Here is a 23,858-nt window from a genome sequence, read left to right as displayed (position 1 = left end):
TATTATTTTGTGTAATGTATAGATTTTTTTATAATGGACCGTGAAATTGGAAAAGAGCAGCGGACGCTGCTCTATTCTTTACTTTTTTGTTCTTTATTTCCTGGCCTTATTTTCAATAATGTAATAAGAGCAGATATGAGGCAGACGCCGCTCAGAAGTATAAAAATCCATCCTTCCGATTTCTTCATCAATAGGGCAATGACAGGAGGTCCAGCCGCTACACCAATAAAGCGCATCGAACTGTAGATTGATGTAATGGTCCCGCGCTCCTTTTTTTCTACGCCATCTGTGATCAATGCATCAAGCGATGGTAGGCAAACCCCTATTCCAACGCCGCAAATTGTAAACATCGTAAGCAAAAACCAAAGCCTTTCTGAAAAGTACAGAGCAGCAATCGCTCCCCCAGCCATTAAAATGCCGGCTAAGATCATCCATTTCATAAGCAATTTATTTTTTTTGATGATTTTCCCTGTTATGAAGGAAGAGAGACAGAGGGCCCCTAAAGGAAGTGCGAGTAATAGCCCTTTTTTGATGTCCTTAAATCCCATTTCCTTTTCAAAAACCTCCGATAAATAAAAGAGGATTCCAAAAAGAACGAACATTAAAATACCGCCAATAAAAAAAATCGCGTAAAGCCATCGGCCTTTTTGGGTAAAAGTATCTTTTACATTTTTAAAAAATGTTTTAAAAGGGATGGGCTTTTCTTCTGCTTTCGGGCATTTAACTAAAAAAATCATCATCAAGATTGAAATGGCACAAAAAACAGGAATTAATAAAAACGGAAGAAACCAGAGTATTCCCGCGAGAAAAGCGCCAAGGACAGGGCTGAGCACTTTTCCGAAAGTATTAGAAGTTTCGATAACGCCAAGAGTACTGCTCACATCATCTTCGCGTTTAAACATGTCACCTACCAGTGGGAGGACAATTGGTGCAGCCCCCGCAGCCCCGACTCCCTGCAAAGCCCTCCCGGCCAAAATGATCCAATAGGCATCAGCTGCCTTCCAGGATGCCCAGGCGGAGATCAAGCCGCCAATGCCAGTAATGAACAGGCTGGGAATAATGACTTTTTTTCTGCCAATATGGTCCGAAAGATAACCGGCGACAGGGATGAGAAAAATGGCGACTATAGAGTACACAGTAATAATCATGCTCGTTTGGAGGGGGGATATATTTAGTTCCTTTTCCATCGCCGGAAGAACGGGAATCAACATGGAGTTTCCCAAAGTCATCACAAGCGGGATGGAAGATATGGATAAAATGGCCCATTTTTGCTTTGCAATCGAAGCGGATTTTTTTGAGTCATTTTCTGCTGGCGCCTGGCAAAGCTTTTCGCTGAAATCCATAATAAGCTGAACCGCCTTTTCGACAAATTTGCAATAATATTTCCTAGGAGAATAATTCTGAATTTTTGCCTCCGCTAAAGGATTGCTGTATCATTACTATTTACCAATCACAAGAAATGTAGTAAAAAGAATTTATCCTTTTAATTGAAAGCTGTGGAGGCGGAATAAGATGCTGCGTGGTAAAATTATTGAATTATCTGCCGGAATACCAAAAAGCCATTCCTGGAGAGGCAAGGAATATAAATCAGCCATTGGCAAGCAGCCAGTTGATGAGGCATTCCTGTCAAAGGAAGGGATCATGGGAGATGATGTTGCCAATCATGATTTTCATGGTGGCCCTGACAGGGCGCTTTGCCTTTATCCATTCGAGCATTACGCAAAGTGGGAAAGTGAATTTGGGAATAAATTAATCCTTCCCGCGTTTGGAGAGAATATTACTTCATCAGGATTACTTGAAAGTGAAGTTTGCATTGGGGACATTTTTAAAATAGGTGAAGCGACCGTCCAGGTCGCGCAGGGAAGAGTGCCTTGCTCAACTATTTCAAAATTTAATTCCATTGAATCGCTTTTAGGAAAGGTTTATGAAACATGTCTGACAGGAGTTTTCTTCCGCGTACTAGAAGAAGGGTACATAAACCGTAATTCGGAAATCATTCTTTTGCAGAGCCATGCTTCATCCATCACTGTTTTTACTGCAGCATCAGCTGTTCTCCATCAAAATGCAGATGAAAATACAGTCCGTAAAATACTTGAAGTGAAAGAGCTGTCGGATGAATGGCGCCAGAAGCTTGAAAGTATCATGGCTAAAAATATTATGAAAGAATCTATTTAATTGATTGACAATCAGAAAATTCAGCATTATTATAATTAACAATACTTCATAACAATAAAAAAGCATTGACGAAGAGTAGTAGCATATACGGAAACTTAAGAGAGCTGATGGCAGGTGCGAATCAGTGTTAAAGTATATGTGAATGGACTTCCGAGCTTCCTGACCGAACCCGTATGGGCGTAGGCTCAGGCGATCTGCCAGATCGTTATATCAGGCACGTATTAACCAACAATGGCAGATACGGATAAGCGGGCTGTATTACAGTCAACGAAGGTGGCACCACGGGTCTCCCGTCCTTTTTTGGACAGGGGCCCTTTTTGTTTTTCTCGGCATGTTGGAAAAAGTGTTGGTCGAACCTTTAATTGGCTAAGCGCCCTCGAAGCAGAGCTCCAAAAGTGGATATGGCCTAAGTATTTATTTAACAGAATGAATTAAATCGCTGAGCAAGGGGAGTAGGCTTTTATATCCTTTTATAGAGAGCCGGGGATGGTGGGAACCGGTAAAGGGTGAAAAGTTGAATGGGCTTGCGAGAGGTTTCCTGAATTAGAGTAGGGAAACACGGGTTTCCGCCGTTAAAAGGATAGGGTATCGGAAATTTCCTGTACCTGAAGGAGGGAATCTGCATTTGGAGATTCCAATTTGAGGTGGCACCGCGGTCATAATATCGTCCTCTATACACATTTTTTCAATGTGTATAGGGGACTTTTTTTATTCCTTATTCATCTATTTACATTTTCCTCCAAGGGAGAGCTGGATAGGGTGAACTATATTTTGTTTCATAAAAAAAGGAGTGATTGAGATGGCACAGAAAGCGAGAGAAAAAGTGCACATCAGTTTCATGGAATTGCCCGGAGATACACTAACTCCCGTTTCTATTTTCCAAAAGATTAGCGGAGAAAGAAAGTTCTTGCTTGAGAGTTCGCTATGGCAAACAGATGCAGGGCGATATTCCTATATCGGTGCCGAACCTTCATTTGAATTAATATCGAAAGGAACAAAAAACAGGCTAGTAAAAGCAGATGGGAAAGAAAGTCTTATTGAGGGGGAACCCTTAAAGATTCTCGGTGATTTATTGCCACAGATAGAAACTAATACAGTAATTCCGCCTTTTTTTGGAGGCGCGGCAGGATATGCTGGCTATGATTTAATAAGGTTTTATGAGGAAATCGGTCCAGAATATGGCGATGAACTTGATATGCCGGATAGCCATTTCATGTTTTTTGAGGAAGTGATTGTTTACGATCATCATGAGCAAAAGGTTTATGTCACTGGGATTCCTTTAGATGGAGCAGAAATGGTGGAAGGTCTTGCACAGAGGCATGAGAAAAGAAAGAAAGAATTGCTTGAGCCAACCCAGGCAGTAAGTCCGGCACCTTTTGAGATTGGCACGTTTAAGGAATCTATTACGAAAAATGATTACATGGAGAAGGTAGATGAAATTAAAAAACATATCGAAGAGGGGGATATTTTCCAGGCGGTCCTTTCCCAAAGGCTCTCAGCAATATTTGATGGAGATTGTTTTTCATGTTACCGAAAGCTTAGGACCTTAAATCCATCGCCATATATGTTTTATTTTGAATTTGGTGAGTATACGGTAATGGGCGTGTCCCCAGAGAGTCTCGTCAGAACTAGCGGGAGGACAGTTTTTGCCAATCCAATTGCCGGGACAAGGCCAAGAGGAGAGACTGTCTTAACGGATAACGCACTTGAAATAGAGTTGAAACAAGATGAAAAAGAACTTGCGGAACATCGAATGCTTGTCGATTTGGGCAGAAACGATCTTGGCCGCATTTGCGAATATAATTCCATACAGATCAGCAAATATCTAGAAATTGAAAAATACCGCTATGTAATGCATCTTGTTTCAGAACTAAAAGGGACTCTCGGTGAAGAGAAATTCTCACTTGATGCCCTGGCTGCCTGTCTTCCAGCAGGGACGGTAACAGGCGCTCCAAAAATCAAAGCCATGCAAATCATTAATGATCAGGAAAAGCAAAATCGCGGGTTATATTCAGGCGCAATAGGCTACATTTCCGCTAGCGGAGACATAGACTTCGCACTTGCGATACGGACTTTAATTATAAAGGGAGGGATCGCATACATTCAGGCTGGAGCTGGTATCGTTCATGATTCCAAGCCGGAAAATGAATACGAAGAGACAATGAATAAAATGAAGGCTTTCAGGGAGGGGCTTGCTTGATTTTATTAATCGATAATTATGATTCCTTTACATTTAATTTGTATCAATATCTTGGCATACTCGGGCAAAAGGTAGTTATTTTCAGGAACGACAAAATTAGTATAAAGGAAATTCAAAAGCTGGATCCAACAGCCATTGTCCTTTCTCCAGGTCCGGGCGGCCCTGGGCAGGCAGGGATATGCTTGAGTCTCGTTAGGGAGTTACACGGCATCTATCCCATCCTGGGGATTTGCCTGGGGCATCAGATTATTGCAAAGAGCTTTGGAGGGATGGTTAGGAAAGCACGGTCAATCAGGCACGGTAAAATCTCAACAATTTCTCACAACAAAAGCCACTTATTTGAAGGCCTGCCCGAAAAAATAAATGTCATGCGTTATCATTCATTATCTGTTGGAAAATCGGAATTCCCAAATGAGTTGATGATTGATGCTGAATCAGAAGACGATGGGGAAGTAATGGCTATTCACCATCATGATTTTCCGGTGTATGGGATACAGTTTCACCCAGAATCCATTGGCACAGAATTCGGAATGCAAATTCTGGCTAACTTTTTAAAAGAAGCCAAAAGGGGGAATCGGCATGAGGGAATACTTGCTTAAACTGGCTGACAGATGTTCATTGACAACCGTTGAGATGAAGGAAGCGATAAATAGAATGCTGAACGGAGAGACGGAAGAAAGCGAAATTGCTGCATTTTTAATGGGCTTGAAAATGAAAGGGGAAACACCTGAAGAGCTTGCGAGCATGGCGACGGCTTTAAGGGAAAATACGTCAGGCTTTGTATTTAATGCGACCGGCATACTGGATAATTGTGGAACGGGAGGTGATGGTGCTTCCACCTTCAATGTGAGCACTACGTCTGCATTTGTTATCGCGGGAGCGGGCGTTAAGGTTGCGAAACATGGGAACAGAAGCATTTCAAGCAGGGCTGGCAGTGCGGATGTGCTGGAAAGTCTCGGCATACACCTTGGCATCCCGCCTGCTGAATCAGAAGTGATACTTCGGGAACTGGGCATTTCTTTTCTATTCGCTCCTCATGTGCATCCAAAGCTAAGGGAAATCATGGCCGTTAGAAAAAAAATGAGAATACCAACTGCCTTTAATTTGATTGGGCCACTCGCGAATCCGGTTAACCTGGATTTCCAGCTGGTAGGTGTTTACAAAGCGGAATTCCTCCCCTTATTTGCGAAAACACTCGCTGTTCTTGGTAGAAAGAGAGCCATTGTCATTAATGGAAAAGGATCACTTGATGAAGCGTCATTGGAAGGCGAAAATCAATTGGCAATCATTGAAGGGAGTGATATTAGCTATTTCTCAATTACTCCTGAAGAGGTTGGCCTTAAACGCAGAGAGAATAAAGAAATTAAAGGCGGTTCAGCCATGGAAAATGCCAGGATTCTCGAGGGCGTATTGGCTGGCAATCCAGGACCTTACAGGGAGACTGTACTCCTGAATGCCGGGCTGGGAATTTATTCGGCAATGCACGCTAATACAATCCAAGAAGCAATTCAAATGGCCGCAAGGAGTATCGATTCCGGTGCGGCTTATGCAAAACTGGAAAGTCTAAAGAGAATTTCCGCGCGGCTAAAAAAGGAGGCAATATGATGGATTCTATTTTGAAAAGGATTTTAGAGAAAAAAGAGGAGGAAGTTGAAAATTATCGAAATAAAGGAATTCCTGCTCTAGAAGTTTTTCGGCAGCCGAAAAGTTTGATTAAAGTATTGAATAACTCGAAGGAAATAGCAGTCATAGCAGAATTTAAAAGGGCTTCTCCATCAAAAGGTTTAATAAACGGCATACCACACCCTGGCGAACAAGCAAAACTTTACGAGCAGGCTGGAGCCACTGCCATATCGGTTCTAACCGATTCAACGTTTTTCAAGGGTTCCTTCCGTGACTTGGAAGAGGTAAAAAGCTCTGTTGGCTTGCCAGTATTATGCAAGGATTTTATTATCGATGAAATCCAGATTGATTTGGCGTATCGAGCTGGCGCTGACTTAATTTTATTGATTGCGGCAGCGCTGGAAGCGGAGCGATTAAGGGAGCTTTATCTTTATGCCCGTTCCCTCGGCCTTGAAGTGCTTGTTGAAGTTCATCAGGAAAAAGAACTTAACGATGCACTGATGACAGGAGCACAATTGATAGGCGTTAATAACAGGAATTTACGTACCTTTAAAGTATCTATGGAAAATACGGCCAATCTTGGCCCAAAAGTCCGGGAAGCGGGGGCTATGTTCATTAGCGAAAGCGGTTTTAAGGGGCGTGAGGATGCCCTGCTTGCTGCCCAGGCGGGAGCCGATGCTTTGCTCATAGGTGAAACACTGATGACAACGGATTCCCTTAAGAAAAAAACAGCTGAATTCATTGTTTCAAAGCCAGAGGTCCTTACGAAATGAAAGTGAAAATTTGCGGGATTTTGGATGCGGAAACAGCACTTTATGCAATTGAACAAGGAGCGGATGCGCTAGGGTTTGTTTTTGCGCAAAGCAAAAGGAGGATATGCCCCGATACGGCCAAGAACATCATCGAATTACTTCCAAAACATATTCAAAAAGTAGGGGTATTTGTCAACGAGCCAAAGAAAAATATTGAGAAAATTGCTCATTATAGCGGTCTGACCCATTTGCAGCTCCATGGTGATGAGACCCCCGTTTTTTGCAGGAGTTTTTCCTATCCAGTAATAAAGGCGTTTAATATCGGCAGTGATGAAGATTTATTGAAAATAAAAGATTATGAGTGTGAAAGTTATTTGCTCGATAGCCCGAGAACAAAATCCAGAGGCGGAACGGGCATGACTTTTGATTGGACTATACTGTCATCCGGGAAAATCGAATCCGGCAAAATCATCCTGGCGGGCGGTTTAGACAGTGAAAATGTCGGCATGGCGATTAATCTTGTAAATCCATATATGGTCGATGTGAGCAGCGGGGTTGAAACCGACGGAATCAAAGATCATGACAAAATAAGAAAATTCATTCAAATAGCGAAACAATCGGGAGGGAGTAAATATGCAAACATATAAATTACCAGATGAGAAAGGGCACTTCGGCAGGTTCGGTGGAAGGTTCGTCCCGGAAACGCTAATGGAAGCTGTGAAACAGATGGAGGCAGCCTATTATCAAATAAAAGATGATCCTTCATTCCAAAATGAATTCCGCCAATATCTAAAAGAGTATGTAGGAAGGGAGACCCCCTTATATTTTGCGGGAAATCTGACTCATGACGCGGGTGGGGCAAAAATCTATTTAAAACGGGAAGACTTGAATCACACAGGGGCTCACAAAATTAATAATACGATTGGGCAGGCGCTTCTTGCCAAGCGGATGGGGAAAAAAAGGATTGTCGCCGAAACAGGAGCGGGGCAGCATGGTGTCGCAACAGCGACCGTCTGCGCGTTGCTAAATCTTGATTGCACTGTATTTATGGGAGCTGAAGATGTTAAAAGGCAGGCTTTAAATGTTTTTAGGATGGAACTGCTCGGAGCTAAGGTGGTTAGTGTCAATTCCGGAAGCTCAACCCTGAAGGATGCAGTGAATGAGGCTCTCCGCTACTGGGTTGCCAATGTGGATGATACGCATTATTTATTAGGTTCAGTAATGGGTCCGCATCCTTTTCCAATGGTTGTACGGGACTTCCAGCGGGTTATTGGAAATGAAACGAAAAAGCAGTTTTTCGAAAAAGAAGGGAAGTTACCCGAAGCGGTCGTCGCCTGCATTGGAGGAGGGAGCAATGCGATGGGAATGTTCTATGATTTTATCGAAAACACAGAAGTACAGCTTTATGGTGTAGAAGCTGCTGGAAGCGGAATTGATACCCAGTTCCATGCCGCATCTTTAACAAATGGTAAACCAGGGGTTCTGCATGGCGCTTCTATGTATCTGCTGCAGGATGAGCATGGGCAAATACAAGAAGCCCATTCGATTTCGGCTGGTCTTGACTATCCTGGAGTAGGGCCTGAGCATAGTTATCTAAAAGAGACGCGCAGAGTTGTTTATGATTCTATTACTGATGGACAAGCACTTGAGGCATTTAAGCTTCTAGCCATCAGGGAGGGGATTATTCCTGCACTTGAAAGTGCCCATGCAGTCGCGTACGCCATCAGGCTGGCGGGGAAAATGAAACCTGAAGAATCAATAATCATCTGCTTATCGGGCAGAGGCGACAAGGATGTTGAAGCGGTAATGGAAAAGTTAAAGGGAGGAAAAAATAATGAATAGATTGGCAAGCAAATTCCAGGATTTGAGCGCCAGGCAGGAAAAAGCTTTCGTTCCGTATATCATGGCAGGCGATGGAGGACTTGACAGCTTGGCTGATAAGCTAAAAATGCTGGAGCGGTTCGGGGCATCGGCTATTGAAGTCGGTATTCCATTTTCCGACCCGGTCGCGGATGGAAAGGCCATTCAGGAAGCTGGATTACGATCACTCAAACAGGGGACAACATTAAAAGATACTCTTCGGCATATTGGAGAAGCCAGAAGCGCTGTTTCCATCCCTATCATCATCATGACTTACTTAAATCCCATTCTTGCATATGGCATTGATCAATTTTGTGCAGACGGGAAGTCTGCTGGCGTTGACGGATGTATCATCCCTGATATGCCCGCTGAGGAAGAAGCTCTTGTCGAACCTTACTTATCAAGTGTGGGAATTGAGTTGATAAGGCTTGTCACGCTTACGACTCCAATCGCGCGGATAAGAGACATATCGGAAAAAGGCAGCGGCTTTTTATACGCAGTCACAGTAAAAGGAGTTACAGGAGAAAGGGATGGTTTTCAGTCAGAGCTTCATGACTATCTTGTAAAGGTGAAACAGGCAAGCAAACTTCCCGTGTTAGCAGGTTTTGGGGTTGCAAATAATGAACAGGCCAAAGAATTGGCATCCTTTTGCGATGGTGTTATCGCTGGAAGTAAAATTATTGAGCTGTTTCACGAAAACCGACTTGATGAGTTGCAGAATTTTGTTAGCAGCTTTAAAAGTAAAAGAGAAACATCCGTCTAAAATTGTTAACAAACATAAGAGATTAAATCATGGAGAACCACTCTTTTTCAGAGTGGCTTTCTTGCTGTTACACACACAGCCAAAACTGGCCAAACCTTTTTATAATGGACCTTAATATGTTGAAGGCCAGCCTCATTTAAATTGTTGACAAGCTGCTTGCCGATTTCCCGGGCCGTTTCATCGGTTGCTTCCTTTTCTCTTGGCTGCACGGTTATGGCTATTTTGCCTCCCTTTTTTAGACGAGCGGCTAAAGATAGCATGGAATTGGTTGGATCATGCCAGAGAGGATAATTGTTAACTGAAAAAATCCTGTTGTAAAATCCGGTTTTTGAAGGGAGATCTGACACTTCTCCGCAAAGCAGGGTGAGCCTACCTTCTTTAATCAGATTTTCATATTTTGATGAAGTTTCCTTCAGCATTTCTCCAGATATATCGATGCCTTCCAAATAAGCTTCAGGGTGGCATTTTGCAATTTCACCAATGGCATATCCAGGGCCGTAGCCGACTTCAAGTATTGTCTGTCCATCTGAAATATCCAGGTTCTGCAATGTCCACTCGTTTATTTTCCTATTTTCAAAATACATTATTTTTCCCGCTATTTTCCCTAAAAATCCTCTTGGGACCCTGAATTGCTTCGCAAACTTATTCATATGCACTGCCTCCTCGGTTGCTATATACCCTTTTTCGGAAAAAAATAAAGGCTGTAATTTAAAAACGTGTGATTTGTTACAGAGATGCGAATGGCGAAATCATTATACTGGAATCAGGAACAAATTCGTAGAACATCTCTCTATTTTTAAATTGAAAAGGGGAAGGAAGGATGGGGAGGATGCCGCTTTTAGATGGAATATTGAAAATTCTGGATGAAAAAGGGCCTTTATCAATTTCTTCTTTATGCAATGAAGCAAATGGACTTTTATCGAGCGGGAAACCTTCTGTTCATCCTTCTGATGTTAAGTCGGTCTTATCCAGAAAAAATGAATTGTTCTTATTCTACAATGGAACTATATCCATCAAGCCAGAAAAACAGCCTGTGTTGTTAAGGGCATATTCAGAGCAGCCTGGAAGAAATGCCTATCTTTTAAAAGTTAATTTTATAAAAGGATTTTTTACTTATGTGGAGTGGCGGGATAAGGAATTCCCAGCCATAAAAGATATACAAACGAAGAAAAGGCCGGGATCTGTACCGGATTTTAAAACAAGTTTATATAGGACACAAATTTGGAGTTGGGATAAAAATTATCTTAAGGATAAAGGGATTGTACTGGATGGCAACAGCTGGTCTGTCAGTTTGCAGACAAAGTCCTTAACATATGAATGTTCGGGTATAGGTCATTATCCTGAACAATGGGCAGCTTTTTGCATGGCCATTCAGAAGCTGACAGGAGCGCCGTTTAGGTGAGCCTGTCAGCTTCTTTTTGAAAGGCTCAGTTAAAGGTGAGTGTTGATTTTCAGGAAGTTGATTGGAACGGAGGGGACTGACTCCTCGAAAATGCTGGCGCATTTCCTTCGTGCAAAGCCCATTCGAAGAAGCCAGTTGTCCTGCGGGATGGAGCGGCACGTGGAGACCCCCCGGAAAGCGGAAGCGCCTTCGTGACAGGCAAAAACCGCCTCGCGCCAGGCAAGTTCGCCTGTCTCTGCGATGATCTTTCATGGAAGCTTTCCTTTGTGTCCCTGCGATGACTAGTCGCAGAAGCTTTCCTTTGTGGTCAGCCCCGATATAGGAAGACTTGGTTTTGCGAAGCAAAATCCTAGTCGCCCTTAATGCGAGCGAAGCGTAGACAAGCGCTGGAGGGCCAGAAGGGGAAGTCGGTCTTTGACTTCACATTTGGGACCGAAGCGACCTCGAGGGGCTAGGCGCTCCTCGAAAAAGCTTTCGCTTTTTCTTCGTGCGTGGGTCTAAGCTGCCGAAGCCTTCCCTGTGCAGCTGGACAAACAGGCGTCAGGACGCCGAGGAGGCTCCATAAAGACTGCTCCTGCGCCACAGACTATTCGAGGAAGCGAACCTTCAGCTCGTCGCAAAGCAGCACGATGTCAATTCATAGATGTTTCTCATGAAGTTGGATCAAGTAGATGCTTCGCCCCGCGGAAAGCATGTCCCCGGAGTGGAAATCAATAATCAAGGATAATAGAGCCTTTTGAAAAGGCATCATTTCGTTCGGGGGTGAGGCATTTGCAATTCACCAGGAATCCATTAAAATAAAGGGATATAAGTGATTTAAAAACAGAGGTGTGCTTTTACGTTGAGAGAAATTACAATAGAAGACTTATTCAATATAAAAAATCCGGTTGTGATCGATGTCCGTGCTCCGGTTGAATTTAGTGAAGGTGCCATTCCCGGTGCAATCAATGTTCCCTTATTCACTGATGAGGAACGAAGTGATATAGGCATCATTTATAAAAAAGAAGGCTCAGATGCGGCCAAATGGCGTGCAATGGAAATTGTATCACCAAAAATACCTGTCCTTTTAAAAACAATAAAAGAGCATACCGAACCTGATGGCATGCCAATTATCCAATGCTGGCGCGGCGGGATGCGTAGTAAAGCTGTGACTGCATTTTTGGAATTTTCGGGGATATCGGCGCGCAGGCTGCAGGGAGGGTATAAGGCATATAGACAGTATCTGCTAAAGCAAATCCCAGGGCTGGTGCCCCAGAAATCCGTTGTCATCCACGGCATGACCGGTACGGGTAAGACAGAAATCCTTCATTTGCTCCGTCAAAAAGGCTATCCTGTCATTGATTTGGAATACCTCGCAGGCCACAGGGGATCAATTTTTGGAGCCATCGGGCTTGGTGAAGGAAACAGCCAAAAAACATTTGATGCACTCCTTTTTAATCGGCTTGCCGAACTAGGGAATCCTCCTTATACGATTATGGAAGCGGAGAGTAAGCGGATAGGGCGCATTGTCCAGCCGGATATATTAATGGATGTGAAAACGCATGGCATTCATATACAAGTACACCTTCCGATCATGAAGCGGATAGAGTTGATTGAAAGGGAGTATATCGCCCCATATAAGGACGAGCCATGGTACCATGGGAAGGTTCAATCTGCCCTTGAAAGGATTTTGAAGCGGATTAAATTTCCTGTAGCTAAAAAGCAGCTTGAGGAAGCTATAATGGAAAAGGATTACAAAAGCATGGTCGGGATTTTGCTTGAATTCTACTATGATCCTATGTACGAACACAAACAGCTTGAATACATTGGGGAATTTAAAGATATCCATGCCGAAAATGTTGAGGAGGCAGCCCGGAAGCTGGAAGAGCTACTGGCGGATTTATCACTTGGGCCATGCTGCACCATTCAACAGGAAACCCGATAAGGTTACCAGAAATAAAATTAAACAGCTGCCGGTTTTGGCCGGCAGCTGCTCTCAATTGGCTTCATCATTACTTCTTAAAAGGCCTTAACCCTCTTCGCTGAATTTCATCCTTTAGAATTTTTATCCATTCCTTCTCCGTCCCAGACTTCATTGCATCACGATAAGAAACGACAAGCTGTTCATTACTCATAATTTTCATAGATTTGTAATGCCTCCTTGGAAAAGTGGATTGAATATTCAGTTTATTACATTGTAAAGGTTCCAAGTGATTTTTGGAACCCTTTTTAATGAAATTTTTTAAAAAAGGTACTTTTGGCCGGGCTATCGAACTTTTTTACTATGTCCGCAAGAATTTTCAGAAATGTTTAATCGCTCTCTAACATGTGGTATACAAACCATGCAGCTTAAAGAAAGAGGTAGAAAGAGATGGATCAGAAAAACAATTAGTATAATATTGATTATAAAGAAGACACTTTCACGAATATGGAATTCCTCAGGGAAGATGAAATTTGCGAGACATCCTATTTAACTTTTAAAAATGTCCTCACCCAGGAAGTAATAACCATGGAAGCAGAAGAAGTCCTGGAAATTCAGAAGCCAGGAAAGAGAATGTAATTAAAAATTGCCTTCCCGCCTTGCAGACCCCTTGATGAATTGTTTATACTTGGAACAGACAAACGTAAGGGGTGTTAATCCATGCAGCATCTAATCTGGCAGGAAAAAGAGACAATTAAAAAAGTGAAATGTATTCACGCCAACGCAAAGAAATATATTGTAAATCACGTCCTCACCCCCGGAAATGTTTATGATGTAAAAAATGAAACGGATGAGTTTTATTTTGTTGTAGACAATACCGGTAAAGTGGGCGGCTACTATAAGGACTATTTCGAGAAATGTTAATAAGACTGCCGGCTGATGCTGGCGGTCTTTTACATTTATTCGTTAGATGAAAATCCATTAAGGTGAGATCAAAATGGCATATTTATATGTAGGTATTGGAGGAGTTATTGGAAGCCTTCTCCGTTATTCGTTTTCCTTTTTACATAGCTCTGAAAGTATAATGCCTTATGGTACTCTTCTAGTGAATTTGATCGGCTCGTTCATTCTGGGTTGGTTTGCAGCCACTCTGGCCAAGTGGCCAAGAATTCCAAAACAGCTTGCAACTGGCTTTACAACCGGCGTTATTGGATCTTTTACTACATTTTCCGCTTTTTGCCTGGATGCAATCAATAAGATTGAGGCTGGGCATTACTTAATTGCCTTCTTGTATGTCCTAATTAGTATGGGTGGCGGGCTTATATTCGCCTATGCGGGAACTTTAGCCGGGAGCGGAGGTAAAAGGAGGATGGGAGGCGAAGGCAGTTGAAATTGGCTCTGATTGCAATCGGAGGATTTCTTGGGGCAATTTGCAGATTGTATTTCTCAACGAAAATGAATAATAAAAAATCCATTCCCTTTGGCACTTTAATAGCCAACTTTACAGGCTCATTCCTTCTGGGTTACTTTGCTGCGAAGATTGCAGGAGGATTAATTTATGCTTTTTTGGGAATTGGATTCACCGGTGCGCTTACGACATTTTCTACCTTTACTAATGAATTGGTTTCTTTTTGGGGGAGAGGTAAAAAGCGTGAGGGACTCATTTATGCGACAGCCAGCCTGCTAGGAGGAGTGATTTTGGCTTTTGCTGGATTGCTCGTGGGAAGAAGTTAAATATTATAAAGTTTATGATGCACCGAATCTCGGTGCATTTTTTTTTATCAAAAATATTTGCATTTTAAAAAAATTCTAGTTAGAATAAACAACATATTCTTTACTCTGATAAACAATTAGAGTACTAAAGTGCGAAAGGGAGGAAGAAAGGTGAAACAAATTATTAAATTATCAATCATGCTGGTCTTAGTTTTTTCCACAGCTGCCTGTAGTGCACAACCAAATGCACAGCAAATTGAAAATGGGGGGAAGAAGGTGGCTGCTGGTGAAAGAACCATGGACGAAATTAAAAACAAAGGTGTGCTAACCATTGCAGTCGATGATACTTTTCCTCCAATGAATTACCGTAATGAAAAGAACGAATTGATAGGATTTGATATTGATCTTGCCAAAGCGGTTTCTAAAGAATTGGGAGTCAAAGCGGAGTTTGTTCCGACCGCCTGGGATGGTATCCTACCAGGCCTTGATGCTGGCAGATATGACATGATCATGTCATCGATGAATATAACAGAGGAAAGAAAACAAAAAGTTGATTTTGTTGAGTACTTGCAATTAGGACAAATTGTAGCAGTTGGACAAGGAAATCCGTACAAGATTAATAGTAAAGATAACCTATCTGGAAAAATTGTCGGGGTCCAAATGGGTTCAACAAGTGAAACAGCCGCGAAGGAAATAAAAGGAGTAAAGGAAATCAAAGCATATAACGGTTATACAGATGTTTTTAATGATTTGGCACTAGGACGTGTTCAGGGAGTCATCGTTGCAGAAGCGGTGGGCCGTTATTATAAAAAATTAAAACCTGGCGTTTTCGATGTAAGCGGAAATACTTTTATGGAATTGCCGATTGGAATAGCGGTCAGGAAGAATGATGATTCCTTAGAAAATGCGTTGCAAAACGCCGTAAATACTTTGAAAGAAAATGGGACATTCTCGGAAATCAGTGATAAATGGTTCGGTGAAGATATCACTCAAAAGCAGTAAAAGAAGACGAAAGAATGATATAGGAGGAAAGTGATGAGTGAATTTTCAGCTTTTGTGCTTACTTATCTTCCCTTCTTATTGCAAGGGGCACTCGTAACAATAGAAATAGCAGCTATCGGAATCATTGCGGGCAGTGTGCTTGGCATATTTATTGGGTTAGGACGGGTATCTAAAAATAAGTTTGCCTCTAGAACCAGCAGTTTTTATGTTTGGGTTATCCGTGGAACTCCGCTATTATTGCAGTTATTTGTCATCCATTTTGCCATTCCTTCCATGTTTAGCGCTTTAACGATGCCTCCCTTTGTATCTGCCTGTATTGCATTATCTTTGAATGCGGGGGCTTATATCGCTGAAATTGCAAGGGGAGCAATCCAGTCAATAGACAAAGGACAGATGGAAGCGGCTTGGGCTCTGGGCATAAACAACAGGCAGGCTATGTGGCGTATAATTCTCCCTCAAGCCTTCCGGCGGATGCTCCCGCCCTTAGGCAATGAATTTATCGCTCTAATAAAAGAATCTTCCCTTGTTTCAACAATCGCTCTTTATGATTTGTTAAGGACTGGCCAGCAAATAATAAGCAGTACCTATCGTTACATGGAAATCTTCATCTTAGTAGGGGCCATTTATTTACTGTTGACAACCCTAATGACATCTTTGGTAGGGAAAATCGAGAAAAAAGTAAGTGTTTTTGAATAGTAAAGATTGGAAGGGAACTTGTACTATTATCATTGGGCGACTTATTGGCCGACATTTTGCAAAAATAAAAGCTGCCCTGAAAACCGTATATAAACCACGGTAAGGGCAGCTTTAATATTAGTGTCAATTGCCAGCAGAAACTGTTTCAACGGCTTTACCGGATTGATAAAGCCTTCTGCTGATCAATGTTTGAAATATTAGGAAGGTACCGCCAATTGTCCAATAAAGCGGAAGAGCCGCGGGAGCTTTTAAAGAAAACATCACAATCATAACGGGAGATAGAAGTCCCATGTATTTCATTTGCTGCTGTTGCTGGGCGGGCATGCTCGATTGTGAGACCTTGAATTGCAGAAAATAAATTACGCCTGCAATGAGGGTAATCCCGATATCAGGGCTGCCAAGGCTGAACCATAGAAAACTATGCGAAGCAATTTCGGTCGAACTTCTTATAGCATAGTAAAAACCCGTCAGGATCGGCATCTGGATCAATATGGGCAGACAGCCCATATTCAAAGGGTTCACTCCATGCTTTTGATATAGGGCAAACATCTGGCTTTGAAGCTCTTTCTGTTTTGCAGGATCTTTTTCTGCTTTAATCCTTTTTTGCAAATCATCCATTTCAGGCTTCAGGCCATCCATTTTACTTTTCATCACTAACTGATTTTTATATTGCTTTAACATAAGAGGCATTAAAGCGAGCCGGATAATCAAGGTGATTAGAATAATCGCCAATCCGAAATTCCCGCCGAAAAATTCCCCAAGATAATGGATCGCCGTACTGAACGGGTGGACGAAGAATGTGCTGAATATGCCTTTATCGCCATTCGCGCCAGAACAGCCAGTTAATGTGAAAACCAAACTCAATAATATACCAGTTATAATAAATAGATTTTTTTTCCCTTTCATCGTATCCTCCTGTATTTTAGTTAGTTTAACTAATGTTCAGGAGGGATGATGGTTCATCTGAATCGTCATTTAAGCCGCATTTCTTTTTAATGCATTTACCAATCCATATAAGGACGAAATTGCTGCTGCGCGGCGGTTTTTCGGAGCTGGGTAAAGACAATCCGATACAGGCCATCCCAGCGGGTTTTTCACGGTCCGCAAAAGAAAAACTTCCGCTTAAATCTATCAGCAATTTGATGGCAATTCCAAAATAGATCCAGGCGTATAAGGAAGTCCATGTATTCAAGTCATAAATTTCAGCCAGTAAATCTATCATGGAATCACCTCCTTCATGAATGATAAAAGTATACAGGAGTATGATGAAACTTTCAATGTGAATGAATGGGAAAGCGGCAGGCAAGTTGATAAAAATGACAAAAACGGGACAAATGGGGGAGTGATTCACACCATTGTCCCGTTTAAAACTTAGGCTCTATTATCCTTGAATGTTGATTTCCACTCCGGAGACAAGCTTTCCGCGGGGCAGACCGCCGGAGTCAGTCCCCTCCGTTCCAATCAACTTCATTGAAAATCATCTCTTACCTTTAAATGGGCCTAAATTTAAAAATTTTGTTTGATGCCTGTTGTAATTGAGCCTAGCAAGTTTGCCGAAACCAGCCTCTTTCGAACCCCGATGCCTATTGACGCGGCAAGGGCAGCTTTAATTATCCCCACTGGAATAAACGGGTAAAATCCGCCTTTCAGTGCTCCTGTCCATGGCAGTCCTGCTGACACCTTCAACCATGCGGTTCCGATTGTGAGGGTAACGATCATGCCGATTGTATTGGCAATCATGGCTTGCTTGAAAGTAAAGGAAGTCTTTTCAAGATACCAACCAATAATAAAAGCAGTAGGTATAAAGCCTACGAGGTACCCTCCGGTAGGCCCGAACAGAACGGAAACACCTGATTTCATTTCTGCAAATACAGGAACTCCAACAGCGCCTAACGCCAAATATAGCAAAATCGAAAGAGTTCCATAACGCGCTCCCAGAATGGTCGCGGCCAAACCGATTGCCAATGTCTGGCCGGTAATCGGGACAAGTGGAAGTGGAATCGTCATTTGCGCCAGAATTCCCGTAATAGCTGCAAATAAAGCAGCTAAAATCATTCGTCTTAATTTTAATTGTTCGTTTGACATCAATATTCTCCCCTTCGTTAAGTTAACCAACAACCGGTTTTGGTTGACATTAAAAACTTTAATACGGAGAGAATGCTTTGTCAATAGTATTTTCACTCACCAGTATGTGATGGTATCGAAAAGCCCAATGACGATTAACATGAATCCTGCGGTTTTTTGTACCATTACCCCGATTTTCCTGCTCTTCCGAAGAAGAGTGCCATCCATCCCTACCGACCAGGCTACAGCCAGGAAAATAATCAATGGAAGGGAAGTTCCGATTGCAAAAACAGGAGGGAGGACTATCCCTAAAGGAGTACTTAATACAATTGGCATCAACGTTAGGAAAAATAATATAAACATAGTTGGACAAAAAGAAACTGAAAAAGCCGCACCCATTAAAAAAGAACTCCATCTGCCGGACCTTTGAGGAATAGAAATGTTAGAAAAAAATTTATTTAAGACTCCGAATTTGAAAAAGCCGGCTAAAAAAAGGCCAAGCAGAATGATAAATGGGCCGATCATTTTTCTGGAGGCTGCGAAGAAAAGCGGAAGTGAATCTTGAAAACCTCTGCCCGCTGCCCATACGGCGAATCCAAGCGCTGAGAAAACCGCAATTTTGCCTAAAATAAATAAGCCAATATGACGAGCCTGTCCGGGGGACTGCAGGCTCCTGTTTCCATAAAAAGTGATGGCGCTAATATTTCCTGTCAGCTGGCATGGCGCCAAAGCCCCGATGATACCGAGCAAAAAAGCAGCAATTAACGGCACTTCTTCGGCTGAAGAAAGCATATTGACAAAAGGGGTGCTAAGGAAATTGCTTATGTCCGTAAGCGTCTGATACATCTTCATTCTCCCCATTCGTTTAAAAAATTCAGTTTAAGAGTAGCACATGATTATCCAGAAAATGTGCAGATAGTAAAAGAATATAAGAAAATGCCACCCGGAAGGATGGCATTTTCGATTTATTAACCTGCGGAAGGCTGCCATTGCTTTGTAATATACTCATAGGCTTCCTGTGCTTTTTCTTCACTTGGCGGTTCTATATCCTTTAACGGGTATTCAAGCCCTAAGGCTTCCCATTTGTACACGCCAAGCTTATGGTAGGGGAGTATTTCAACTTTATGGACATTTTTTAACGTGCCGATAAATTCTCCCATCCTCAATAAGTCATCCGCATCGTCGGTTATTCCCGGTACAAGGACATGCCGAAGCCAGATGGGGACATTCCGATTGGATAAATACTTCGCAAACTCGAGGATGTGGTCATTCGCCATACCGGTCAATCCGATGTGCTTTTTCCTGTCAATATGTTTTATGTCCAGTAACACAAGGTCTGTATATTCCATCAGTTCATCCAGTTGTGCCAGAAAGTGGGCCGCACTGGAAAAGCATCCTCCCGAAGAGTCGATGGCCGTGTGGATCCCGGCTTTTTTGCATTCCTTGAACAGTTCAAGGAGGAAGGGGACCTGCAGGAGCGGCTCTCCGCCGCTTACCGTGATTCCCCCGCCAGACGATTCAATAAAAGGAAGGTATGAACGGAGGTCATCCATGATTTCGTCCACCGCCATTTGCTTTCCGGAGCCTATTTCCCACGTATCAGCGTTATGGCAAAATTGGCAGCGGAGGAGGCAGCCCTGTGTAAAAATGACATAGCGGATACCAGGTCCGTCTACTGTGCCGAATGTTTCAATTGAATGTATGTTTCCGTTCATAATGAATCTCCTTCCCAGTTAAACAAGGGGAAGCCGGATAAAGGCCCCGGCCGCCCGGCTATAATTTATAATGATTCGTGGAACGTGCGGTTAATGACATCCATTTGCTGTTCCCTTGTCAGCTTGATAAAGTTTACAGCATAACCAGAAACCCTGATGGTCAATTGTGGATATAGCTCAGGATGTTCCATCGCATCCATCAAAGTTTCCCGGTTGAAAACGTTGACGTTCAGATGGTGGCCTTCCTTGATCGCATAGCCATCAAGTATGGAAACCAGGTTGAGGATACGGCTTTCCTCTTCTTTTCCAAGTGCTTTAGGAACTATGGAGAAAGTATTTGAAATTCCGTCCAGTGAATACTCATAAGGAAGTTTCGCCACGGATGAAAGGGATGCAAGCGTTCCTTTCGTGTCCCGGCCATGCATTGGGTTGGCGCCAGGTGCGAAAGGCTCGCCAGTCCTGCGCCCGTCTGGCGTATTGCCCGTCTTTTTGCCATAAACCACATTGGATGTAATTGTCAGGACAGACATCGTAGTCATGGAATCCCTGTATGTTTGATGTTTTTTAAGTTTTTGCATGAAGGTTTTGACGATTTCAACAGCAATGCTATCGACCCGATCATCGTTGTTTCCGTATTTAGGGAAATCGCCGTTCACTTCAAAATCGGTGGCCAATCCATTTTCATCACGGAGAACCTTTACTTCCGCATACTTGATTGCGCTTAAGGAGTCGGCCACAACACTTAACCCGGCTATCCCTGTTGCCATCGTACGGAGGATTTCAGAATCATGGAGCGCCATTTCAATCCTCTCGTAGCTGTACTTGTCATGCATATAGTGGATGACATTCAAAGTATTGATATAGAGCCCGGCAAGCCATTCCATCATGTTATCGAATTTCTTCATCACTTCATTGTAGTCCAGGGTATCGGTAGTGATTGGCGCATATTGAGGGCCAACCTGGATTTTCAGTTTCTCGTCCACTCCACCATTGATGGCATAGAGGAGGGCCTTGGCAAGATTGGAACGGGCACCGAAGAACTGCATTTGTTTCCCGATTGCCATTGCGGAAACACAGCAGGCGATTCCATAGTCGTCGCCCCATTCCGGCCGCATGATGTCGTCATTTTCATATTGAATTGAGCTAGTTTGAATGGACATTTTCGCGCAATATTTTTTGAAATTCTCAGGAAGCTTAGTCGACCAAAGGACTGTCAGGTTTGGTTCCGGTGCAGGACCTAGATTGTCTAGTGTATGCAGGAAGCGGAACGAGTTTTTCGTTACAAGCGGGCGTCCGTCCAATGCAATACCGCCGATCGATTCAGTTACCCAGGTAGGGTCGCCGCTGAACAGCTCATTATAGTCCGGAGTACGGGCGAACTTGACGAGTCGGAGCTTCATGACAAAGTGATCGACGAGCTCCTGTGCCTCAGCTTCTGTAAGAGTCCCGTTCTTCAGGTCGCGTTCCATATAAATATCTAGGAAAGTGGATACACGGCCAAGGCTCATTGCGGCCCCGTTTTGCTCCTTGATAGCCGCAAGGTATCCGAAATATACCCATTGGAAAGCCTCTGTGGCATTGGCAGCTGGTAAGGAGATATCATATCCATAGCTTTTCGCCAGGTCCTTCAGTTCGCCAAGGGCGCGTATTTGTTCGGCGAGTTCCTCCCTGTGGCGGATATTGTTTTCCGTCATAACGCCGGTTGTTGACTTGTAGTCTTTTTTCTTCTCTTCAATAAGAAAGTCGACCCCGTACAATGCTACCCGGCGGTAATCGCCGATGATCCTTCCGCGGCCGTAAGCATCAGGCAATCCTGTGATGATGCCGGCTTTTCGGGCCAGAAGCATTTCATCTGTGTAAGCATCAAATACTCCCTGGTTATGTGTTTTTCGGAAGTCAGTGAAAATCCGCTCAACTTCTTCATTTAGTTTATATCCATACGCTTCGCAAGCTGCTTTTGCCATCCGGATCCCGCCGAACGGTTGCATGGAGCGGTTGAATGGTTTATCTGTCTGGAAGCCGACAACCTTTTCGAGGTCTTCGTTCAAATATCCAGGTCCATGTGAGGTAATGGTGGAAACTGTTTCGGTATCCATATCAAGAACACCGCCGTTTTCCCTTTCCTGTGAGGTTAGTTCCATAACCTGCTTCCAAAGCTTATCTGTCGCCTCGGTTGCACCAGCGAGAAAACTATCATTTCCTTCGTAAAGTGTGAAGTTATTCAAGATGAAGTCACGGACATTTACTTCTTTTGCCCACTTGCCTTTCTTAAATCCTTTCCATTGTACAGTTTCATCTTTGTCGGTTTTAACCAGCATTGTTTGTGCCATTGTGGTTCACCTCTTCGTTTATTTTAAAGCAGTATAACAGCTTCGCTTTCATTATCTTACTTTGAGTATAACAGATGGTATGTGAGGATTATCACCCTAAAACAGTCTTAATTGTTAACATATTGTGAATCTTGGGTTTAGAGGGCTAAATTGCATTATTTATTGATTAATAGGAAGATGTAATTTTCAAATAATTTATATCTGTACTATAGGATAATAGTGGTTTTTAAAAACTGTTATATAAGAAGAATCCATACATATCAACGTTTCAACTGTGATTGTGTTAGAAACAATATATTTTTATAGAAGAAACAAAAAGGCTGTTACCGTGATAGGCAACAGCGCTTTAATAATTATTAATCTACGACAATATAAGCAATCATTGGGCCGTTATGCTCTTTGTCCGGATGGACTTCACAAATCAGCCTGTAAACTCCTTCTTTCTCAAAAGAGACATCAAGTACCGTTTCTTCACCTTTTTTAACTGTTCCTTTAAAAGAAGTATTTTCGATTCTGAATGGATGCTCTTTGCCGTTCACCCCATAAATAATGAGTCGGACTTTTTCATCTTTTTCCATAAAAATCGTACCTGGATCCCATCTGTAAGCCTCAATTTTCTTTCCGCCCGGAATGGTTGTAGCAAATTCCCCTGTGACCATATGAACTTCCCGAACCTTGTTGGTGGCAACCGGATTAAAAACCACTTTATCTCCAGCGTTTAACAGCCACCATGCCACAGCTGAAATAATAGCCAGTCCGAAAACAAAGGCAATGAGAACAGTACTTTTCTTTACAGCCCAAAATTTCATCTAATCCCCCCATAGTATGTCCTGTAACTAACATATGCTTGTATGGCAGGGTAACTTGTCTATTTTCATGAACTTTTCTTAATAAACGGGAAGGGGAGGTACTATATAGGTTGAACTTAATTATTGCACTTTCTAATTTGAATAGATGGGTGATTGGAACTCAGGCATGTAGACTCCTCGAAAACGCTGCCGCGTTTCCTTCGTGCAAAGCCGATTCGAAGAGGCCATTTGTCCTGCGGGATTGAGCGGCAAGGGGAGACCCCGCAGGAGCGGCGCTACGAGGAGGCTCCACAAAAAATGCTCCTGCGCCACAGACTATTCGGGGAAGCAAATCTTCAGCTCGTCGCAAAGCTGCTCGAAGCCAATTCATGGATGTTTCTCATAAAGTAAATACAGGTAGATGCTTCGCCCCGCGGAAAGCGAAATGCCCAGAGTGGAAATCAACCACTCCGTTCACGTTTGAGTATTAATCTTTACTGCAACCTATATAGAAAAAAGCCGATAGGACGGCGTCTCCTATCGGCTTAATGAAAAACGGGGCATCAGATTAACCCAGTCTGTTTTCAACCATTGAACAAACCTCATCCGCAGTCAGCCCATTTGCCTCAATAACCGACGCTTTTGTCACGGTATCATGCATCCCCATAACGTTCGAATCGAGACCGCTGATCACGCAACAGGCACAATCCGCAGCATCTGATTCCTGCTTCAGCTCGACCACCTCATGTCCTTTTGCCCTAAGTGCCTGGCTGACATTGGTAAGTGCTTGTTCCACTCCTATTTTAGCCATAAAAACCACACCTCCTTCGTCCATATTGTTTCTGAAAGGGGAGGAATTATTCCTTTGCAGAATA

General features: G+C 42.9%; 27 protein-coding genes and 2 other annotated features. Of the genes, 16 read left to right on the top strand and 11 right to left on the bottom strand.

Going from position 1 to position 23,858, the window contains the following annotated elements:
* Positions 1-71: 71 nt before the first annotated feature.
* Complete coding sequence (locus BN1002_RS11375) at positions 72-1,343, bottom strand: bacillibactin exporter BcbE (protein ID WP_048825138.1); 1,272 nt, start codon at positions 1,341-1,343, stop codon at positions 72-74.
* A gap of 169 nt (positions 1,344-1,512) precedes the next feature.
* Here BN1002_RS11375 and BN1002_RS11370 point away from each other — a divergent pair, with 169 nt between their 5' ends.
* The 8 genes from BN1002_RS11370 (at position 1,513) to trpA (ending at position 9,373) form a co-directional block, all read left to right on the top strand.
* Positions 1,513-2,175, top strand: a complete 663-nt coding sequence (locus tag BN1002_RS11370; protein ID WP_048825137.1) for an MOSC domain-containing protein — start codon at positions 1,513-1,515, stop codon at positions 2,173-2,175.
* A 56-nt stretch (positions 2,176-2,231) separates the two neighbouring features.
* Positions 2,232-2,476: a binding site (T-box leader), on the top strand.
* A gap of 129 nt (positions 2,477-2,605) precedes the next feature.
* Positions 2,606-2,850, top strand: a binding site (T-box leader).
* A 124-nt stretch (positions 2,851-2,974) separates the two neighbouring features.
* Positions 2,975-4,375, top strand: a complete 1,401-nt coding sequence (gene trpE, locus BN1002_RS11365; protein WP_197072787.1) for an anthranilate synthase component I — start codon at positions 2,975-2,977, stop codon at positions 4,373-4,375.
* On the top strand, positions 4,372-4,974 hold the full coding sequence (locus tag BN1002_RS11360) for an anthranilate synthase component II (RefSeq protein ID WP_048825136.1): 603 nt from the start codon (positions 4,372-4,374) through the stop codon (positions 4,972-4,974). Before trpE ends, BN1002_RS11360 begins: the two co-directional genes overlap by 4 nt.
* A complete protein-coding gene (trpD, locus tag BN1002_RS11355; RefSeq protein ID WP_048825135.1) occupies positions 4,955-5,980 on the top strand; it encodes an anthranilate phosphoribosyltransferase in 1,026 nt (341 codons plus the stop codon). Before BN1002_RS11360 ends, trpD begins: the two co-directional genes overlap by 20 nt.
* The gene (trpC, locus tag BN1002_RS11350; protein WP_331386329.1) at positions 5,977-6,771 is read left to right on the top strand and encodes an indole-3-glycerol phosphate synthase TrpC; all 795 of its coding nucleotides are present in this window, start codon (positions 5,977-5,979) and stop codon (positions 6,769-6,771) included. Before trpD ends, trpC begins: the two co-directional genes overlap by 4 nt.
* Positions 6,768-7,397, top strand: a complete 630-nt coding sequence (locus BN1002_RS11345; protein ID WP_048825133.1) for a phosphoribosylanthranilate isomerase — start codon at positions 6,768-6,770, stop codon at positions 7,395-7,397. The genes trpC and BN1002_RS11345 overlap by 4 nt, the downstream gene beginning before the upstream one ends.
* Positions 7,384-8,592, top strand: a complete 1,209-nt coding sequence (gene trpB / locus BN1002_RS11340) for a tryptophan synthase subunit beta (protein ID WP_048825132.1) — start codon at positions 7,384-7,386, stop codon at positions 8,590-8,592. Before BN1002_RS11345 ends, trpB begins: the two co-directional genes overlap by 14 nt.
* On the top strand, positions 8,585-9,373 hold the full coding sequence (trpA, locus tag BN1002_RS11335; protein ID WP_048825131.1) for a tryptophan synthase subunit alpha: 789 nt from the start codon (positions 8,585-8,587) through the stop codon (positions 9,371-9,373). The genes trpB and trpA overlap by 8 nt, the downstream gene beginning before the upstream one ends.
* 47 nt (positions 9,374-9,420) lie before the next feature.
* On the opposite strand, the gene BN1002_RS11330 is transcribed toward trpA, so the two are convergent.
* Positions 9,421-10,023, bottom strand: a complete 603-nt coding sequence (locus BN1002_RS11330; protein ID WP_048825130.1) for a class I SAM-dependent methyltransferase — start codon at positions 10,021-10,023, stop codon at positions 9,421-9,423.
* 170 nt (positions 10,024-10,193) lie between these two features.
* Here BN1002_RS11330 and BN1002_RS11325 point away from each other — a divergent pair, with 170 nt between their 5' ends.
* Together BN1002_RS11325 and mnmH are read left to right on the top strand one after the other, a co-directional pair.
* Positions 10,194-10,775 carry a hypothetical protein gene (locus tag BN1002_RS11325; RefSeq protein ID WP_048825129.1) on the top strand — a complete coding sequence of 194 codons (582 nt, stop codon included), beginning with the start codon at positions 10,194-10,196 and terminating at the stop codon, positions 10,773-10,775.
* Positions 10,776-11,616: 841 nt separating this feature from the next.
* Positions 11,617-12,699, top strand: a complete 1,083-nt coding sequence (gene mnmH / locus BN1002_RS11320) for a tRNA 2-selenouridine(34) synthase MnmH (RefSeq protein ID WP_048825128.1) — start codon at positions 11,617-11,619, stop codon at positions 12,697-12,699.
* A gap of 67 nt (positions 12,700-12,766) precedes the next feature.
* Here the strand turns inward: mnmH and sda are convergent, their stop codons facing one another.
* On the bottom strand, positions 12,767-12,898 hold the full coding sequence (gene sda / locus BN1002_RS11315; RefSeq protein ID WP_048825127.1) for a sporulation histidine kinase inhibitor Sda: 132 nt from the start codon (positions 12,896-12,898) through the stop codon (positions 12,767-12,769).
* A gap of 497 nt (positions 12,899-13,395) precedes the next feature.
* Between sda and BN1002_RS11310 the strand changes: the two genes are divergently transcribed.
* From BN1002_RS11310 to BN1002_RS11290, 5 genes are all read left to right on the top strand, one after another.
* The gene (locus tag BN1002_RS11310) at positions 13,396-13,599 is read left to right on the top strand and encodes a DUF6501 family protein (RefSeq protein ID WP_048825126.1); all 204 of its coding nucleotides are present in this window, start codon (positions 13,396-13,398) and stop codon (positions 13,597-13,599) included.
* Positions 13,600-13,672: 73 nt separating this feature from the next.
* Positions 13,673-14,065, top strand: coding sequence for a fluoride efflux transporter CrcB (gene crcB, locus BN1002_RS11305; RefSeq protein WP_048825125.1), 393 nt, complete (start codon positions 13,673-13,675; stop codon positions 14,063-14,065).
* On the top strand, positions 14,062-14,409 hold the full coding sequence (locus tag BN1002_RS11300; protein WP_048825124.1) for a fluoride efflux transporter FluC: 348 nt from the start codon (positions 14,062-14,064) through the stop codon (positions 14,407-14,409). Before crcB ends, BN1002_RS11300 begins: the two co-directional genes overlap by 4 nt.
* 150 nt (positions 14,410-14,559) lie before the next feature.
* Positions 14,560-15,390 carry an ABC transporter substrate-binding protein gene (locus BN1002_RS11295; RefSeq protein WP_048825123.1) on the top strand — a complete coding sequence of 277 codons (831 nt, stop codon included), beginning with the start codon at positions 14,560-14,562 and terminating at the stop codon, positions 15,388-15,390.
* Positions 15,391-15,423: 33 nt separating this feature from the next.
* Positions 15,424-16,086, top strand: coding sequence for an amino acid ABC transporter permease (locus BN1002_RS11290; RefSeq protein WP_048825122.1), 663 nt, complete (start codon positions 15,424-15,426; stop codon positions 16,084-16,086).
* A gap of 123 nt (positions 16,087-16,209) precedes the next feature.
* Here the strand turns inward: BN1002_RS11290 and yidC are convergent, their stop codons facing one another.
* On the bottom strand, positions 16,210-16,992 hold the full coding sequence (gene yidC / locus BN1002_RS11285; protein WP_048825121.1) for a membrane protein insertase YidC: 783 nt from the start codon (positions 16,990-16,992) through the stop codon (positions 16,210-16,212).
* Between the two features lie 25 nt (positions 16,993-17,017).
* Positions 17,018-17,308, bottom strand: a complete 291-nt coding sequence (locus BN1002_RS11280; RefSeq protein ID WP_048825120.1) for a hypothetical protein — start codon at positions 17,306-17,308, stop codon at positions 17,018-17,020.
* A 15-nt stretch (positions 17,309-17,323) separates the two neighbouring features.
* On the opposite strand from BN1002_RS11280, the gene BN1002_RS23745 reads away from it, so the two are divergent.
* Positions 17,324-17,461, top strand: a complete 138-nt coding sequence (locus BN1002_RS23745; RefSeq protein ID WP_156129714.1) for a hypothetical protein — start codon at positions 17,324-17,326, stop codon at positions 17,459-17,461.
* A 131-nt stretch (positions 17,462-17,592) separates the two neighbouring features.
* Here BN1002_RS23745 and BN1002_RS11275 read toward each other — a convergent pair whose 3' ends face one another.
* From BN1002_RS11275 to BN1002_RS11250, 6 genes are all read right to left on the bottom strand, one after another.
* On the bottom strand, positions 17,593-18,171 hold the full coding sequence (locus tag BN1002_RS11275; RefSeq protein ID WP_048825119.1) for a biotin transporter BioY: 579 nt from the start codon (positions 18,169-18,171) through the stop codon (positions 17,593-17,595).
* A 96-nt stretch (positions 18,172-18,267) separates the two neighbouring features.
* Positions 18,268-18,996: an urease accessory protein UreH domain-containing protein gene (locus BN1002_RS11270; RefSeq protein ID WP_048825118.1), complete on the bottom strand. Its 729-nt coding sequence runs from the start codon at positions 18,994-18,996 to the stop codon at positions 18,268-18,270.
* A 122-nt stretch (positions 18,997-19,118) separates the two neighbouring features.
* On the bottom strand, positions 19,119-19,865 hold the full coding sequence (pflA, locus tag BN1002_RS11265) for a pyruvate formate-lyase-activating protein (RefSeq protein WP_048825117.1): 747 nt from the start codon (positions 19,863-19,865) through the stop codon (positions 19,119-19,121).
* A gap of 65 nt (positions 19,866-19,930) precedes the next feature.
* Positions 19,931-22,195 carry a formate C-acetyltransferase gene (gene pflB, locus BN1002_RS11260; protein WP_231575026.1) on the bottom strand — a complete coding sequence of 755 codons (2,265 nt, stop codon included), beginning with the start codon at positions 22,193-22,195 and terminating at the stop codon, positions 19,931-19,933.
* A gap of 356 nt (positions 22,196-22,551) precedes the next feature.
* Positions 22,552-23,004, bottom strand: coding sequence for a cupredoxin domain-containing protein (locus BN1002_RS11255; RefSeq protein ID WP_048825116.1), 453 nt, complete (start codon positions 23,002-23,004; stop codon positions 22,552-22,554).
* Positions 23,005-23,551: 547 nt separating this feature from the next.
* Positions 23,552-23,794: a YkuS family protein gene (locus BN1002_RS11250; RefSeq protein ID WP_048825115.1), complete on the bottom strand. Its 243-nt coding sequence runs from the start codon at positions 23,792-23,794 to the stop codon at positions 23,552-23,554.
* Positions 23,795-23,858: the final 64 nt, after the last annotated feature.

It is taken from the genome of Bacillus sp. B-jedd (assembly GCF_000821085.1).
GTDB lineage: Bacteria > Bacillota > Bacilli > Bacillales > Cytobacillaceae > Bacillus_D.
This window is presented reverse-complemented; position numbering and strand designations above follow the sequence as displayed.